This window comes from Streptomyces sp. 11x1 (assembly GCF_032598905.1).
In the GTDB taxonomy this organism is placed as follows: domain Bacteria; phylum Actinomycetota; class Actinomycetes; order Streptomycetales; family Streptomycetaceae; genus Streptomyces.
In genome coordinates this window covers 3617375-3632285 of the sequence record NZ_CP122458.1, presented here as the reverse complement: position 1 = coordinate 3632285, position 14911 = coordinate 3617375, and the positions used below count along the sequence as shown (strand labels likewise).

Here is a 14911-nt window from a genome sequence, read left to right as displayed (position 1 = left end):
TCGCCCCGGCACCGCCCCTCGGCGGCGCCGGGGCGCTGTCGTACCGGGGACGTGCTCGGGGGCCGGCCGGGTTGTGGGGAGCCGCTCAGCGCTTGACCGCGCACAGCAGGCCGTCGCCCACCGGGAGCAGGGACGGCACGAGTTCGGAACTCTCCCGGACCGTGCGCAACAGCTCCCGCAGTCGTATGACCTCGGTGGGCTGCGGATTGGAGTCCACCGTCCGGCCACTGGCGAACACACCCTCGAACGCCACCAGGCCACCGGGCCTGAGCAGGCGCAACGATTCGGCGAGGTAGTCGAGGCTCTCCAGCCGGTCGCCGTCGCAGAAGACCAGGTCGTACCCGGAGTCCGCGAGCCGGGGCAGCACGTCCAGGGCGTGCCCCGGGATGAAGCGTGCGCGGTTGCTGGCGAAGCCGGACGCGCGGAACGCCTGCCGGGCGAACTGCTGGTGCTCCGGCTCCGGATCCACGGTGGTCAGCACCCCGTCGGGCCGCATGCCGTGCAGCAGATGGATCCCGGAGACACCGGTCCCGGTCCCGATCTCCGCCACGGCCTTCGCGTCCACGGTGGCGGCGAGCACCCGCAGCGCGGCGCCCGTGCCGGGCGACACCGAGCGCAGCCCTGCCTCCTGGGCCCGTTCCCGGGCCCAGCGCAGCGCGTCGTCCTCGGCGACAAAGGCGTCGGCGAACGCCCAGCTCGTCAGCCGGTTGCCGGTAATGACCCTCTCCTTATGTCCCCGTGGTTGCCTGGGCGTGACTGTATCCGTTGCCGTCGGGAACCTGCTGATGGGACCGGTCGTTTAAAGGGATGAGTGAGTGACGGGGGCCGCGACGGGGGGCACGGGATGGATCGATCCGACGAGCAGGGCCGCGTATCGACGCGGCTGCTGACCAAGCCCGACGGGCCGCGTCAGCCGGACGAGCCACAGCGGCGCACATCAATTTCTTATAAATCCGCTTATCCGGAGCTAACGGGCGAGGTGGCTATGGTAGGGGCTCCACTGGACACCACCAGAGCCGACAGGGGAGGTGCGGCTGCGCCTGTGGATCGGGGAGGAGTGCTGCGGCGCTTTCTCGGATCGGCAGGTAGGCCGAAATCCGTGAACGACACCGCTGACCACAGCCACGCCGACGCTCCCGCCTCGGGCGGAGCACAGACCGCGACCTTCACCACGGACGCGCACGCACAGGCGTGGACTCCGCCCACCTGGGAGGAGATCGTCAGCACCCACAGCGGCCGCGTGTACCGGCTCGCCTACCGTCTGACCGGCAACCAGCACGACGCCGAGGATCTCACCCAGGAGGTCTTCGTCCGCGTCTTCCGCTCCCTTTCGACCTACACGCCCGGCACCTTCGAGGGCTGGCTGCACCGCATCACCACCAACCTCTTCCTGGACATGGTCCGCCGCAAGCAGCGCATCCGCTTCGACGCCCTCGGGGACGACGCGGCCGAGCGCCTGCCCAGCCGTGAGCCCACCCCGCAGCAGATCTTCAACGACGCGCACTTCGACGCCGACGTCCAGCAGGCGCTCGACACCCTGGCACCCGAGTTCCGCGCCGCCGTCGTCCTCTGCGACATCGAAGGACTGTCGTACGAGGAGATCGCCGCGACCCTGGGCGTCAAGCTCGGCACGGTCCGCTCCCGGATCCACCGTGGCCGCTCCCAGCTCCGCAAGGCCCTCGCGCACCGCTCCCCGGAGGCCCGGGCCGAGCAGCGCCGCGGGTTCGCGGTGCCCCGGGTGGCCGTGCTGGGAGGAGGGGGCGCGACCGCGTGAGTGGATCCCGTCCTACGCCTGCCGAGCAGCACCTGGGAGACCGTCTCTCCGCCCTGGTCGACGGAGAGCTCGGTCATGAGGCGCGAGACCGCGTCCTGGCACATCTCGCCACCTGCGCGAAGTGCAAATCGGAGGCGGACGAACAGCGCCGCCTGAAGAACGTCTTCGCGGAGGCCGCCCCGCCGCCTCCCTCCGAGAGCTTCCTCGCCCGCCTCCAGATGCTGCCGGCGGGCGGCGCCGGTGACGGCGGCTCACCGCTGTCCGGCGGCTTCGGCGGAAGACTCGGAGGTACGGCCGGTGGGCCGGGCCTGCTCGGTGAACCCGACTCCCGGGACTTCGCCGACTTCGGGGTCTTCGGCTCCGGCGACTCCTTCGGATACGTCCCGTCGGGACCACACGGCGGCGCGCTGACGCCGTCGGAAGGCCGCGGACTGCTCGGCGGCGGCCGAGGAGCCTCCGGCGGCCGTGGGTTCCTCGGTGACCGCGGCTTCCTGAGCGGCCGTGGCTTCCTCGGTGACCGGGGGGCCCTGGGCGACCGTGGCTTCCTGGGCGGCGCACGAGGCCTCTCCGGCGGCGCGGACGACCGCCCGGGCCGTACGGAGAGAACCGGCGGCGACCGGGACGGCGGAAGCGACAGAGGGGCCCTGGGCAACCGTGGCTTTCGCATCCACGACGTGAGCCGGCAGGAGGCCGAGCGTTCGGCCTCGCGCGGCATGCGGTTCGCCTTCGTGGCGGCGGGCGCAGTGTCGCTGGCCGCGATCGCCCTCGGCGGCGTGACCAACGGCATGCCCGTCGAGACGGCCGACGCCCGCGGCGCTTCCGGCACCGGCAGCAATGTCACCCCGCTGCGGACCCAGGCCTCGGGCACGGTTCCGACGCCCGAGGCGCAGCGCCGTCGGGGCACCGTCGGGCCGCTCCTCGGACAGGGCCAGCAGTCCCTGGGCCAGGTGCCCGTCGCCCCGACGGAGATCTCCGCGCCCCTGCTGCCCGGGGTCCCCGCTCCGGCCGGCCAGGACCGCAGGTCCGTACACCCGCTGACCGCCCCTGTGTTGGCCGGTGCCGCCGTCATGTCACCGCTCATACGTCCGCTCACCGCTGCGCCGCCCCTGCAGCTGACCGACTGGTCCCCGGCCCCCGAGCTGACGGGTCCGGGCCTGCTGACGGCCCCCGACACCACCTCGTCCCCCACACCCACCTCGCCCGTCCTCCGCTGACCCCGAGTTCTGCGCACCGGCCCGCGAACCTGGTTGAATCCAGAGTGGGCCGTGTCCGCTCGGGCCGGTTCCGGCCTGCGGCGCTCGGCGAACGGTGGGCGGCGGGCCGGTCCTTGGGACAGGCTCTAGGTGTGGGGAGAACATGAACGAGGGGAAGCCCACGAAGGCGAAGTGGTGGAGCCGCCCCCGGGCGCACGGCGCGGGGGCGGAGACAGCGGGGGACCACATCGGGGCGACGGCGAACGCGGCTCGTGAGGAAAACCCCGAGGGTGACTTCGAGTTGGAACGCCCGGCGGCGACGGCGACGGCCCTCGTCGGGCCCGACACCCGGATCGAGCCCGAGGCCGACTCCGATTTCCAACTGGCCCGTCCGGCGGTCGAGACCCCGCTCGGGGCCGCCCCCACGTCGACCGCCGCCGCGGTCGTCGACACGGACGGCGACTTCGAACTGGAGCGACCGACCGGGACGAGCGTGGGGCGCGACGCGGAGGTCGGCACGAACTCGCCGACCGGGCCGGGCGGTTCGGTGGCCGAGCCCGGCAGCGTGTCGGTCGAGGCCGAGGGCGGCCGTACCGGCGGTGCCGTGGCCTCTGCCGGTGCCGCGAGCACAGCCTCTGACACCTCCGGGTCCTCTGCCGCAGCCGCCTCCGCGACCACGGTCGTGGGTGTCACCGCTATCGCCGATGCCCGGCCGTCGGGTGAGCAAGGTGCCCTGAGCGCCTCTGACGCGCCCTCTGAGCGCCCCAAACCGCTGCACGACCCCGATCCCTACGGCACCCCGCCGTACGGCGAGCCCGGCCCGTGGGCGCCCGCTCCGCCGGTCCAGCACCCGGCGACGGCTCCCGCTTCCGGCACGGCTTCCGCCCCCGCGGCGGACGCCCGGCCGACGGCACCGGCCCACGGCACCGCCGTACCGGCGACCGCTCAGCAGCCGACGCCTGCGGCACCCCAGGCCCCAGCGGCCTCGTACGCGGAGGCGCCCGTGCCGGCCGCCGCCGCTCCCTTCCCGGACGTGTCCCAGTCGGCCGCGACGCCCTACCCCGACAGCTCCCCGCCTCCCGGGGCCTCCTACGCATATCCCTCCCAGCCGGGCCCGCCGCCCTTCGGCGACTCGGCGCGGACGGTGCCGCCTCCCTACGCGGGCGGGGCACAAGCCGCGCAGTCGCCGCAGGCCGCGACGCACAGCTCGCGGGGGCCCTGGCAGAACTACGACCCGTGGGCCGGGTCGGGGTCGCTGCAGCAGAACGGGGCCGCGGTGGACGACGTGGCGCGGCGGCACAGGCGCAGGGGCAGGACGCTGCTGGTCGGGGCCCTGCTGATCGCCGTCGTGGCCGGCGGTGTCGGCGGAGTCGTGGGCGCGTACCTGGAGCGCAACGGCGGGGTCGGGGCGATAGAGCTGCCGCAGACCAGCGACGGGGTGACGGGCCGGGCGCCCGACAGCGTCGCCGGGATCGCCGCCAGCGCCCTGCCCAGCGTCGTGACCCTGCACGTGAGCGGGGACAGCGCACAGGGCACCGGCACCGGCTTCGTCCTGGACGAACGCGGCCACATCCTCACCAACAACCACGTCGTCGACCCCGCCGGAGCCGGCGGCGACATATCGGTGACCTTCAGCGGCGGCGAGACCGCCAAGGCCACCATCGTCGGCCGGGACACCGGTTACGACCTGGCCGTGGTCAAGGTCTCCGGCGTCAGCGGGCTCAAGCCGCTGCCCCTCGGCAACTCGGAGGAGGTCCGGGTCGGCGACCCGGTCGTCGCCATCGGCGCCCCCTTCGACCTGGCCAACACCGTCACCTCCGGCATCATCAGCGCCAAGGAGCGGCCCATCACGGCCGGCGGCGAGAGCGGGAACGTCAGCGATGTGTCGTACGTGGACGCGCTGCAGACCGACGCGCCGATAAACCCCGGCAACTCCGGAGGCCCGCTCCTCGACGGCAAGGCCCGCGTGATCGGCATCAACAGCGCCATCCGCTCCGCCGGCAGCGGCTCCGAGTCGGACGGCGGACAGGCCGGTTCCATCGGCCTGGGTTTCGCGATACCCATCAACCAGGGCAAGCGCGTCGCCGAGGAGCTGATCAACACCGGCAAGGCCACCCATCCGGTGATCGGGGTCACCCTCGACATGGACTACTCGGGTGACGGCGCCCGTATCGGTGACGGGGGCGACGGCGGCGGTTCGGGGGTGACCTCGGGCGGTCCCGCCGACCGGGCGGGGATGCGCTCGGGCGACGTCATCACCGAGGTCGACGGCCAGCGTGTCCACTCCGGGGACGAACTGATCGTCAAGGTCCGCGCCCACCGGCCCGGCGACCGTCTGGAGCTCACCCTGCTGCGGGACGGCAGGGAGCGGACGGTCACCCTCACCCTCGGCTCGTCCGGCGGCGACTGAGCGAGTGCCGACGGCCGTGACGGCGGGGCTCACTGACAGCAACTTCACAGGAGGGGCCCCGGACCCTCTCCCGCCAGGCAAACAGCTGGGAAAACCCGTCGTTCGGGCGTGGTCGGAGGCTGCCCGAAGGTACCGGATCGACGGCATCGCCGGGTACCGTGGATCCGGCCCGGACCACGGAAGACCTGCCGAGGCCCGCGGATCGGGACCGAGGACATCGCAAGGAGCTTCAGGTGTTCAATGACATAGGTGCGCTCGAGGTGGTGACGCTCGTCGTCCTCGCCGTGCTCGTCTTCGGTCCGGACAAGCTCCCGAAGGTGATCCAGGACGTCACGCGGACCATCCGCAAGATCCGCGAGTTCTCGGACAGCGCCAAGGCGGACATCCGCAGCGAACTCGGGCCGGAGTTCAAGGACTTCGAGTTCGAGGACCTCAACCCCAAGACGTTCATCCGCAAGCAGCTGGACAACGACGAACTGGGGCTGAAGGAGATCCGCAACGGCTTCGACCTGAAGAAGGAGATGGCCGAGCTCACGGACGCGGTCCACGGCCGCGAGTCGGAGTCCTCCGCGTCCTCCTCGTCCGCGTCCTCCTCCTCGGACTCCTCCGGTGCCGCCTCCTCCGGCGCCGCCTCCCCCGGTGCGACCGGCGGCTCCCTCGACATGACGAAGAAGCGCGAGATCGAAGAGCGTCCGCCGTACGACGTGGACGCCACCTGAGCCGTACGCCGGTGTGCCGCCGTGCTCCCCTACGTGATGCGATTCATACCGTCACGCCCCCTCGTACGGCCTGAACCCGCCAGTACGCCGTCCTACGCGCCGGGCGCTTTCCCTGCTGCTCGGAGACCTGTGGCTATGCTGCCCAGTTGTTGTGCGGACCGTACGAAGAGCGAGCGACGACGCCCGAGGGGGGCGGGCCGCTCCGGTCCGTCGAGAGCGAGGAGGCGTCCGGGCACATGGAGACGACGAGTCGGGTAGGCGCGCAGGCGTCGGCCGCGGAGGGCGGACAACAGCTCTCCTCCGGCCGACGCGCGGTCGACGGCTACCTGCTGGCGCCCTTCCCGTGGTACGGCCTCGACGAGGCCTTCACGGGACCGCGCTGGCTGATGCAGGTCGGTACGTCGGCGGAAGGAGCCGTCGAGCACGGTTCGATCGGCCACGGTGACGAGCCCTCGGTGCGCAACGAGTACACCGCCGGGTCGGACGACGAGGTCAAGGAGCGGTTCGCGGTCGTGGTGACCGTCGCGGAGAACCCCTCACGCAGGACCGCCGACGGTACGGGGCTGCTGGAGGCCACGTCGGTCTCCTCGGCGGCCTGGCTCGCGGGCGTGGGGCTGTTGTCGTTCACCTGGCCCGGGCAGTTGGACCACTCCCTGCGGGACGACTGGCTGGACCAGCAGACCGAGGCCGCGTGGGTGTTGGCCGACGATCTCGCCGGGCCCGACTGGTCGACCCTGTCCCTGCCGGTGGACGGGGTGCCGACGCCGTTCCACTACCGCGAGTCCGAGTTCGGGTGGGTGCTCGCTGGGCCGACCTCGCAAGGGGTGCATGTGGGGGCGTACGGGCGGGGGATGAGCGCGTACGGTCTTGGCTTCGCCGGGATCAAGGACATCGAGGCGTACGCGTAGCTTCGAGGGGCACCGCTGCGTTGTGCTGCGGTGCCCCTCGACGCCGTTGGGGCTTCGGTGGTTCGGGGAGTGCGCGTGCGTTGTGGCTTGTCGCGCAGTTCCCCGCGCCCCTTCTGGTGTGGTCCTTGGCTTTGACAGGTGCCCAGGGAGCCTGGAACCGGCCTAGAACTTGTTCCTCGGGGTGATTCCGAGGCTCATGCCCGACAGGCCCCTCTGGCGGCCGCCCAGCTTGCCCGCGATGGCGCGGAGGGCGGAGCCCGCGGGGGAGTCGGGGTCGGTCAGGACCACCGGCCTGCCGTCGTCGCCGCCCTCGCGGAGGCGGACGTCGATGGGGATGGAGCCGAGGACCGGGACCGTGGCGCCGGTGGTGCGGGTGAGGCCGTCGGCGACGCTCTGGCCGCCGCCCGTGCCGAACACGTCGACCATCTCGTCGCAGTGCGGGCAGGGCAGGCCCGACATGTTCTCGATGACGCCGACGATCTTCTGGTGGGTCTGCACGGCGATGGAACCGGCGCGCTCGGCGACCTCGGCCGCCGCCTGCTGCGGGGTCGTCACGACGATGATCTCGGCGTTCGGGACGAGCTGTGCCACGGAGATGGCGATGTCGCCCGTGCCCGGCGGGAGGTCGAGGAGGAGCACGTCCAGGTCGCCCCAGTACACGTCCGCGAGGAACTGCTGGAGGGCGCGGTGGAGCATCGGGCCGCGCCAGACCACGGGGGCGTTGCCCGGGGTGAACATGCCGATCGAGATGACCTTCACGCCGTTCGCGGACGGCGGCATGATCATGTTCTCGACCTGGGTGGGACGGCCGTCGGCGCCCAGCATGCGGGGCACGGAGTGGCCGTAGATGTCCGCGTCGACGACACCGACCTTGAGGCCGTCGGCCGCCATGGCCGCCGCCAGGTTCACCGTCACCGAGGACTTGCCGACGCCGCCCTTGCCGGAGGCGACGGCGTACACGCGCGTCAGCGAGCCCGGCTTGGCGAAGGGGACCTCGCGCTCGGCCTGGCCGCCGCGCAGCGCGCCCGCCAGTTCCTTGCGCTGTTCGTCGCTCATCACATCGAGTTCGACGTCGACGCGCGTGACGCCCTCGACCTGTGCGACCGCCTCGGTCACGCGCTGGGTGATCGTGTCGCGCATGGGGCAGCCGGAGACCGTCAGGTACACGGCGACCGCGACCGCTCCGTCCGCACCGATCTCGACCGACTTGACCATCCCGAGTTCGGTGATGGGGCGGTTGATCTCGGGGTCGTTCACCGTCGACAGTGCTTCGCGCACCGCGTCTACCGTAGCCATGAAGACGATGGTACGGCGCGGCGCGGGGCCCCTGGGAGCCCTCTCAGCGGTCGCCCATGTCACGTCCGCGGGGGTGTTCCGACGGGAATACCGTCCGGTTCGCGCGCAGGCCCTCTCCGTCGTGCTCGTGCAGCTCCCTGACCAGGTCGTGGAGCTCCGAGCGCAGCCAGTCGCGGGTGGCGACCTCGCCGAGGCCGATGCGCAGCGCGGCGATCTCCCTGGTCAGGTACTCGGTGTCGGCGATCGACCGCTCGTTCTGCTTGCGGTCCTGTTCGAGGTTGACGCGGTCGCGGTCGTCCTGGCGGTTCTGCGCGAGCAGGATCAGCGGGGCCGCGTAGGAGGCCTGGAGGGAGAGCATCAGGGTGAGGAAGATGAAGGGGTAGTTGTCGAAGCGCAGGTCACGCGGGGCGGAGACGTTCCACACCACCCACAGGATGATGACGACCGTCATCCAGACGATGAACCGCCCGGTGCCCAGGAACCGCGCGATCCGCTCCGACAGCCGCCCGAAGGCCTCCGGGTCCCACTCCGGCATGAACCTGGCCCGGCGGCGCAGCGGCTGGTCGAGACGCGTACGGGGGCGCGCGGTGGCCCCGGAGGGCGTGCGATCCCTCAGGGGAGCCCCGGAGTGCGACGTCCGCTCCCGCGCCCCAGCGCCGGAGTGCGCCCGCTCCCGCCCCGCGTGCCGGCCGTCCCGCCCTTCCCACCCGTCATGTCCTCCGTGGCGCCCGTCCCGCCGCTCCCGTCCCTCACGGGTCTCGCGGTTCTCGCGCCCGCCCCGGTCAGGAGCCATCGTCGGCTCCCTGCTCGTCGGCGTCGCCGTCGTCCTCGTACAGGTAGAACTCCGTCTCCCGCCAGTCCTCGGGAAGCATGTGGTCCAGTACGTCGTCGACGGTCACCGCGCCCAGCAACGAGCCGCTCTCGTCGACCACGGGCGCCGCGACCATGTCGTACGTCGCGAAGAACCCGGCGACGGCGCGCAGCGCGGCCTCCGGGTCCAGCGGCTGGAGATCGTCGTCGAGGAGCGAGCTGACCAGGGTGTACGGCGGGTCCCGCAGCAGCCGCTGGAAGTGGACCGTGCCGAGGTACTTGCCGGTGGGGGTCTCGTCCGGGGGCCGGCACACGTACACCTGGGCGGCGAGCGCCGGGGAGAGGTCGGCGTTGCGGACCCTCGCGAGCGCGTCGGCGACGGTCGCGTCCGGGCGCAGCACGATCGGCTCCGTGGTCATCAGACCGCCGGCGGTCTTCTCCTCGTACGCCATGAGCCGCCGCACGTCCGCCGCGTCGTCCGGCTGCATCAGGGTCAGCAGCCGTTCCTGTTCGTCCTCCGGGAGCTCGGCGAGGAGGTCGGCGGCGTCGTCCGGGTCCATGGCCTCCAGGACGTCGGCCGCGCGCTCCTCCTTGAGCTTGCCGAGGATCTCGATCTGGTCGTCCTCGGGCAGCTCCTCCAGGACGTCGGCGAGCCGGTCGTCGTCGAGGGCGGCGGCCACCTCGGCCCGGCGTTTGGGGGAGAGGTGGTGCAGGACGTTGGCCAGGTCGGCCGGGCGGAGCTGTTCGAAGGTCGCGAGGAGATTCTCGGCGCCCTGCCCGTGCTCCTCCAGCGAGAAGCCGGTGACCGCCGACCACTCCACCGTCAGCGTCTCGCCCTTGTGCCGCCGGAAGGCTCCGCCCTTGCCCTTCCGTACGAACACCCGGTCGATCTCCCAGTCCCGGCGGGCAGGCAGCTGCTGCACCGAGATGTCGAGGACCGTCACCTCCTCGCCGGTCTCGACGAGGGTCACTCGCCGGTCCAGCAGTTCCCCGATGACGAGGCGCTCGGTGGGGCGCTGCTCGAAGCGGCGCACGTTCAGCACGCCGGTGGTGATGACCTGGCCCGACTCGATGCCGGTGACCCGGGTCATGGGCAGGAAGATCCGGCGCCGGGTGGACAGTTCAACCACCAGGCCGAGCAGGCGTGGGGGCTTGCGGCCCACTCGCAGGATGGCCACCAGATCCCGGACGCGGCCCACCTGATCGCCGTTCGGGTCGAAGACGGCGACGCCGGAGAGGTGGGAGACGAAGATCCGGGGCGCCACCGCCGCCATGAGCCGTCCCTTTCCTTCCCGTCGCGAGGGGAATGTCCGCCGAGGACGGCTTCAGGCTAGCCCGTCCCGATCGGATATGCCCTGGTGAGCGGTGCGGACGGACTGGCTCCGTGGCGGGTCGGGAGCCCCGGTACTCTGCGGTACGCCTGGACTCCCCACGAAGAGGTGCATCGCCTGTGACTGTGATTCCCCGTACCCGAAGGGCCGCACTGGTGAGCGCCGTCTGCACCCTGGTGGTCGGGGCGCTGGGGCTCACGGGGTGCAGCGAGGACCCCAACGAGGGCACCAACGGGGTCGGCCGGCTGGAGCCGGCGAAGATCCAGAGCAAGACGAAGGCGGCGGCCACGGCGGCGGACACGGTCCGGCTGTCCGGGGCCGTGGTGAGCAACGGCAAGACCTACAAGCTGGACATGCGCCTGAAGGAGGACGGCGGCACGGGTTCGGTGACATCCGAGGGCTCCACGTTCCGGCTGCTGAAGGTGGGCGAACACCTCTTCCTCAAGGCCGACGCGGACTTCTGGGACCACCAGGACTCCGGTGAGCACGGGGGCGAGGGGGACTCCGAGACGGCCGCCGCGGACAAGCTGGACGGCATGTATGTGAAGGTGCCGACCGGTGATCCCGCCTACAAGCGGTTCAGCGGCTTCACCGACAAGGACGTCCTCCTCAACAGCCTGCTCACCCTGCACGGCACGCTCTCCACCGAGGGCCACCACGAGCAGTCCGGCACCCGCACCATCCGCATCACCGGCGACAAGGGCTCCGGCGGCACGCTCGACGTCTCCCTCGAAGGCACCCCCTACCCCCTCCGCCTCGTCCGCGCCGGCGACGCCGGCACCATCCTCCTCACCGACTGGGGCAAGAACTTCACCCTGGAGGAGCCGGACGAAAAGTCGGTGGTCGACTACGGCAAACAACTCCCGACGTCGTAACGGGGGACAGGACGGCCTGCCGGGGGCATGCCGCGCGGCCTTCTGGGGCGAACCACGGTCTCGGCGGCGGCGGTGTTCTCGGAGGGACGGGCGGCCTCTTGTGGGGTGGGGGTGCGTTGCGGATGGGTGGTCCGGGCGGGGGCGAGCCACAGGGGGCGGCCTGGACGGGGGTGAGCCGCAGGAATGAGGCGCACCGCTTGTTCGCCCGGAGCGTCCGCCCAGCGGGCCGCGCCGCTTCTGAGGGGCGTCTGCGCTCGGCCCCGCGCCCGTTTCTCGAAGCTGCGGCTCGGCTCAGCGCCGGAAGGGCCTGACCTGTTTTCGAGAGGCGCCCGCAGCTAGGTCCGCCCTCAAGGGTCGCGCCGTCTCCGAGGGTGCCTGCCGCAGCTTCGGATCCTCGCGCCCGTCCTTGAGGGGTGTGCCTGCGGCTCCAGTCAGCGCTCAAGGTCCGCGCCCGCCTCTGAGAGGTCCCCGCAGCTAAATTCCGCGCCCCAGTTCCGCCGCTCGGCCCCGTAGTTCTGCCGGCCCTCTCACTCGGCCGGGCCTCTCACACCGGCCGGGCCCCTCGTTCGGCCGGACCCCTCACACGGCCAGCGCCCCGCTCCGCCGGTCTCCAGCCCTGCCGGTCTCCAGCCCTGCCGGTCTCCAGCCCCGCCGGTCCCCCGCTTCTGCCAGGTCCCCCGAGCCCGCCGCAGCGGTGATCAGCCACGACGGTGGATCTCGGCGGTGCCGAGCGGGGCGCGCCCCAGGGCGGGCGCCGGTCTCAGCGGTCGCGTTTGCGGCGGCCGAAGAGCAGGCGTGGGACCGCCGCCGGGATCGGCTGTCGTGTGGTCGCCGGTGTGGTCACCGGTGGCTGCGCCAGGTCGCCGTCGGGCAGGGGCAGGGTCGCCCCCGTCGGCTCCAGGCGGAGCACCCGGCACTCTCGGGCCCAACGGGCCGGCATGGCCTCGCCGTCGGGGGCGTTGAGGCGTTTGCCCTTGAGCTCGGCCACAGCGGACTCCCACGCGGGAGAGTCCGGGGCCAGTTCGACGACGTCCGCCGCCCAGCTGACCAACCGCCCGCCCTTGTCCTTGCTGCGCACGGTCACCACGGCCGACCCCCCGTCGGTCAGCCCGGGCAACGGCTGCTCACCCGGTCCGTCGCCCACCACACACGCCGCACCCTCGTGCCAGACGTGCCACAGTGCCCGGGACACCTCACCACCCCGGACCCAGATCAGCCCGGACTTCTTGGTGGCCTCTTCGACGAGGGCCTGTTCGAGCAGCGCGTCGGTGTTCGGCGCATCGGCGGGGAGCGAACCGGCTGTCATGGGGGCAGCCTAACCGTGCCTCACAGCCACCCGTTGCGCTTGAGCGTCCGGTGGATGCCGAGGCAGAGCGCGACCGTGACCCCGAGGACCACCGGGTAGCCGTACTTCCAGTGCGTCTCCGGCATGTAGTCGAAGTTCATGCCGTACACGCCGCACACCATCGTCGGCACAGCGATGATCGCCGCCCAGGACGTGATCTTGCGCATGTCCTCGTTCTGTGCGACGGAGGCCTGCGCCAGGTTCGCCTGGAGGATCGAGTTGAGCAGCTCGTCGAAGCCGACGACCTGCTCCTGGACCCGGGCGAGGTGGTCGGCCACGTCACGGAAGTACTTCTGGATGTCCGGGTCGATCAGCCGCATCGGCCGCTCGCTCAGCAGCTGCATGGGCCGCACCAGCGGCAGCACCGCACGCTTGAACTCCATGACCTCGCGCTTGAGTTGGTAGATCCGGCCGGCGTCGGTGCCCCGGGGCGTGCCCTTGCGCCCGAGGGAGAACACCTCCGTCTCCACCTCGTCGATGTCGTCCTGCACCGCGTCCGCGACCGCCACGTACCCGTCGACGACATGGTCGGCGATGGCGTGCAGCACGGCCGACGGCCCCTTCGCCAGCAACTCCGGGTCGTCCTGCAGCCGGTGACGCAGTGCCCTGAGCGAACCCTGCCCTCCGTGCCGCACCGTGATGAAGAAGTCCCGCCCGGTGAAGCACATGACCTCGCCGGACTCCACGACCTCGCTGGTGGCGGTGAGTTCGTCGTGCTCGACGTAGTGGATGGTCTTGAAGACGGTGAAGAGGGTGTCGTCGTACCGCTCCAGCTTCGGCCGCTGGTGCGCGTGCACCGCGTCCTCCACGGCCAGTGGGTGCAGCCCGAACTCGGCCGCGATACCGGAGAATTCGGCCTCCGACGGCTCGTGCAGGCCGATCCAGACGAAGCCGCCGTCACGGCGGACCTGACGGATCGCCTCGTGCGGCGTCAGGTTGCGCTCGAACGAGACGCGCGCGCCGTCGCGGTACACGGCGCAGTCCACGACGGCCGTGGCCGCCTCCGCCGGGCGCGTGGCGTCGTACACCCCGCCGTCCTTGCGCAGCGACAGCCGCGAGGGACGGGACGGGCGGACCGCGGCGCGCAGGTTGTGGATCATCGACATGAGCTGGCTCCTTCGCAACGAAAGGCCGCCGACGACGGTTGGAACTACCCGGAATGGGGACGTTTTGACTGCGGATGTTTGGCACGTCCACAAAGCGGGGAGCACCGCACCGTCGCGGTGACAGCTTCGCTTGATTCAGATCAAGACGGGAAAGAAGTGCTCTTCCGATGCGCGACGACCGGCGAGCGGCACGAAGCGGGTGAGGCGATAGCCGGCGGAGCGAGAACTACGGCTACGGCCTGAGCTACGGAACGTGAACAGCGGAAGAGCGGGTGGTACTGCCAGGTCGACTTCGGTCCATCGCAGCCCCACCTCCTCCGGCCGGTCCCTCGTAAGGGACGTTCCATACCCCATCCGGGGTTCCCCGTAGGGGAGTCAGTCTTCTCGGTACGGGACGCGAAGGCGTGAGAAGCCTTGAGAGCGAGGCTTTTGCGTGCTGCCCGCGTGCTGTCCCGACCGGCGGCCAAGACTAACAGTCGGCTGAAGTGTCAAGGCGCGTGTTTGCCGGTTCCTGACGAGTTCTATGCTCGACTCATGGCTGATGTTCTTCCGTTGGTGGAGGCCCGTTTGCGCACCGCGCTGGGCGAACCGGACGCGCGCGCCGCGGTCACCTTCCTCGGCGCGGACCGCATCGAGGTGCTCCGTTTCACCGACGGCGACATCGTCCGTTACGCCACGCTCGGCATGTCCGCCCAGCCGATGGCCGACCCCGCCGCGGTCCTCGCCGACCCCGTCAAGGGCCCCCGCGCCGAACTCGTCCTGTCCGTGCGGCGCGGCGTCGCCGACACTGACAAGGCGCTGCGCCCGCTCGCCGTACTCGCCGCGTCTCCGCAGGTGGAGGGCGTGATCGTGGCCCCCGGCGCGTCCCTCGACGTGGGCGATCCGCTCTGGCCCGGCGCCCCCTTCACCTCCGTCCTCGTCGCCGAGTCCGGCGGCCTGGTCGAGGACCTCGAACTCGACGCCCCCGCCGACCCCGTACGGTTCCTGCCCCTCCTGCCGATGACCGCCAACGAGGCGGCCTGGAAGAGGGTGCACGGCGCCCAGGCCCTCCAGGAGCGCTGGCTCACCCGGGGGACCGACCTCCGCGACCCGGCGCGAAAGTCCGTCTCCCTGGACTGAACGGCCGCCCGACACGACTTCCCCG

General features: G+C 71.6%; 13 protein-coding genes. 7 read left to right on the top strand and 6 right to left on the bottom strand.

The genetic code is table 11. The annotated features are described in order from the left end of the window. Positions 1-85 precede the first annotated feature (85 nt). Positions 86-787: an O-methyltransferase gene (locus tag P8T65_RS15665; protein WP_316731600.1), complete on the bottom strand. Its 702-nt coding sequence runs from the start codon at positions 785-787 to the stop codon at positions 86-88. Positions 788-1057: 270 nt separating this feature from the next. Between P8T65_RS15665 and sigE the strand changes: the two genes are divergently transcribed. The 5 genes from sigE to P8T65_RS15640 all read left to right on the top strand — a co-directional run bounded on the left by sigE (position 1058) and on the right by P8T65_RS15640 (position 7004). Beyond that, positions 1058-1774 (top strand): RNA polymerase sigma factor SigE, encoded by a 717-nt coding sequence (gene sigE, locus P8T65_RS15660; RefSeq protein ID WP_215457232.1) that lies wholly within the window; start codon positions 1058-1060, stop codon positions 1772-1774. Then, positions 1771-2988: an anti-sigma factor gene (locus P8T65_RS15655; RefSeq protein WP_316725979.1), complete on the top strand. Its 1218-nt coding sequence runs from the start codon at positions 1771-1773 to the stop codon at positions 2986-2988. Before sigE ends, P8T65_RS15655 begins: the two co-directional genes overlap by 4 nt. 751 nt (positions 2989-3739) lie before the next feature. Next, positions 3740-5377 carry a trypsin-like peptidase domain-containing protein gene (locus P8T65_RS15650; RefSeq protein WP_399103100.1) on the top strand — a complete coding sequence of 546 codons (1638 nt, stop codon included), beginning with the start codon at positions 3740-3742 and terminating at the stop codon, positions 5375-5377. A 233-nt stretch (positions 5378-5610) separates the two neighbouring features. Continuing rightward, positions 5611-6096: a sec-independent translocase gene (locus tag P8T65_RS15645; protein WP_316725977.1), complete on the top strand. Its 486-nt coding sequence runs from the start codon at positions 5611-5613 to the stop codon at positions 6094-6096. A 236-nt stretch (positions 6097-6332) separates the two neighbouring features. Continuing rightward, complete coding sequence (locus tag P8T65_RS15640; RefSeq protein ID WP_316725976.1) at positions 6333-7004, top strand: hypothetical protein; 672 nt, start codon at positions 6333-6335, stop codon at positions 7002-7004. Between the two features lie 162 nt (positions 7005-7166). Here P8T65_RS15640 and P8T65_RS15635 read toward each other — a convergent pair whose 3' ends face one another. The 3 genes from P8T65_RS15635 to P8T65_RS15625 form a co-directional block, all read right to left on the bottom strand. Next, the gene (locus P8T65_RS15635) at positions 7167-8300 is read right to left on the bottom strand and encodes an Mrp/NBP35 family ATP-binding protein (protein WP_316725975.1); all 1134 of its coding nucleotides are present in this window, start codon (positions 8298-8300) and stop codon (positions 7167-7169) included. A gap of 43 nt (positions 8301-8343) precedes the next feature. Continuing rightward, entirely contained in the window at positions 8344-8916 is a 573-nt protein-coding gene (locus P8T65_RS15630; RefSeq protein ID WP_316731599.1) for a DUF1003 domain-containing protein, read from the bottom strand. A 166-nt stretch (positions 8917-9082) separates the two neighbouring features. After that, on the bottom strand, positions 9083-10384 hold the full coding sequence (locus P8T65_RS15625) for a magnesium transporter MgtE N-terminal domain-containing protein (RefSeq protein ID WP_316725974.1): 1302 nt from the start codon (positions 10382-10384) through the stop codon (positions 9083-9085). A gap of 176 nt (positions 10385-10560) precedes the next feature. On the opposite strand from P8T65_RS15625, the gene P8T65_RS15620 reads away from it, so the two are divergent. Then, positions 10561-11316 carry a hypothetical protein gene (locus P8T65_RS15620; RefSeq protein ID WP_316725973.1) on the top strand — a complete coding sequence of 252 codons (756 nt, stop codon included), beginning with the start codon at positions 10561-10563 and terminating at the stop codon, positions 11314-11316. Between the two features lie 760 nt (positions 11317-12076). Here the strand turns inward: P8T65_RS15620 and P8T65_RS15615 are convergent. After that, complete coding sequence (locus P8T65_RS15615; RefSeq protein WP_316725972.1) at positions 12077-12622, bottom strand: hypothetical protein; 546 nt, start codon at positions 12620-12622, stop codon at positions 12077-12079. A gap of 20 nt (positions 12623-12642) precedes the next feature. Then, positions 12643-13767 (bottom strand): magnesium and cobalt transport protein CorA, encoded by a 1125-nt coding sequence (locus P8T65_RS15610; RefSeq protein ID WP_316725971.1) that lies wholly within the window; start codon positions 13765-13767, stop codon positions 12643-12645. Positions 13768-14301: 534 nt separating this feature from the next. Here P8T65_RS15610 and P8T65_RS15605 point away from each other — a divergent pair. Further along, positions 14302-14886 carry a suppressor of fused domain protein gene (locus P8T65_RS15605; RefSeq protein WP_316725970.1) on the top strand — a complete coding sequence of 195 codons (585 nt, stop codon included), beginning with the start codon at positions 14302-14304 and terminating at the stop codon, positions 14884-14886. The last annotated feature ends 25 nt before the right edge of the window (positions 14887-14911 follow it).

Excerpts from the sequence above, each read along its gene's own strand:
- P8T65_RS15615 (WP_316725972.1), bottom strand. The coding sequence starts at position 12,622 with ATGACAGCCGGTTCGCTCCCCGCCGATGCGCCGAACACCGACGCGCTG.
- P8T65_RS15640 (WP_316725976.1), top strand. The coding sequence starts at position 6,333 with ATGGAGACGACGAGTCGGGTAGGCGCGCAGGCGTCGGCCGCGGAGGGC.
- P8T65_RS15605 (WP_316725970.1), top strand. The coding sequence starts at position 14,302 with ATGGCTGATGTTCTTCCGTTGGTGGAGGCCCGTTTGCGCACCGCGCTG.
- P8T65_RS15635 (WP_316725975.1), bottom strand. The coding sequence starts at position 8,300 with ATGGCTACGGTAGACGCGGTGCGCGAAGCACTGTCGACGGTGAACGAC.
- P8T65_RS15625 (WP_316725974.1), bottom strand. The coding sequence starts at position 10,384 with ATGGCGGCGGTGGCGCCCCGGATCTTCGTCTCCCACCTCTCCGGCGTC.
- P8T65_RS15610 (WP_316725971.1), bottom strand. The coding sequence starts at position 13,767 with ATGTCGATGATCCACAACCTGCGCGCCGCGGTCCGCCCGTCCCGTCCC.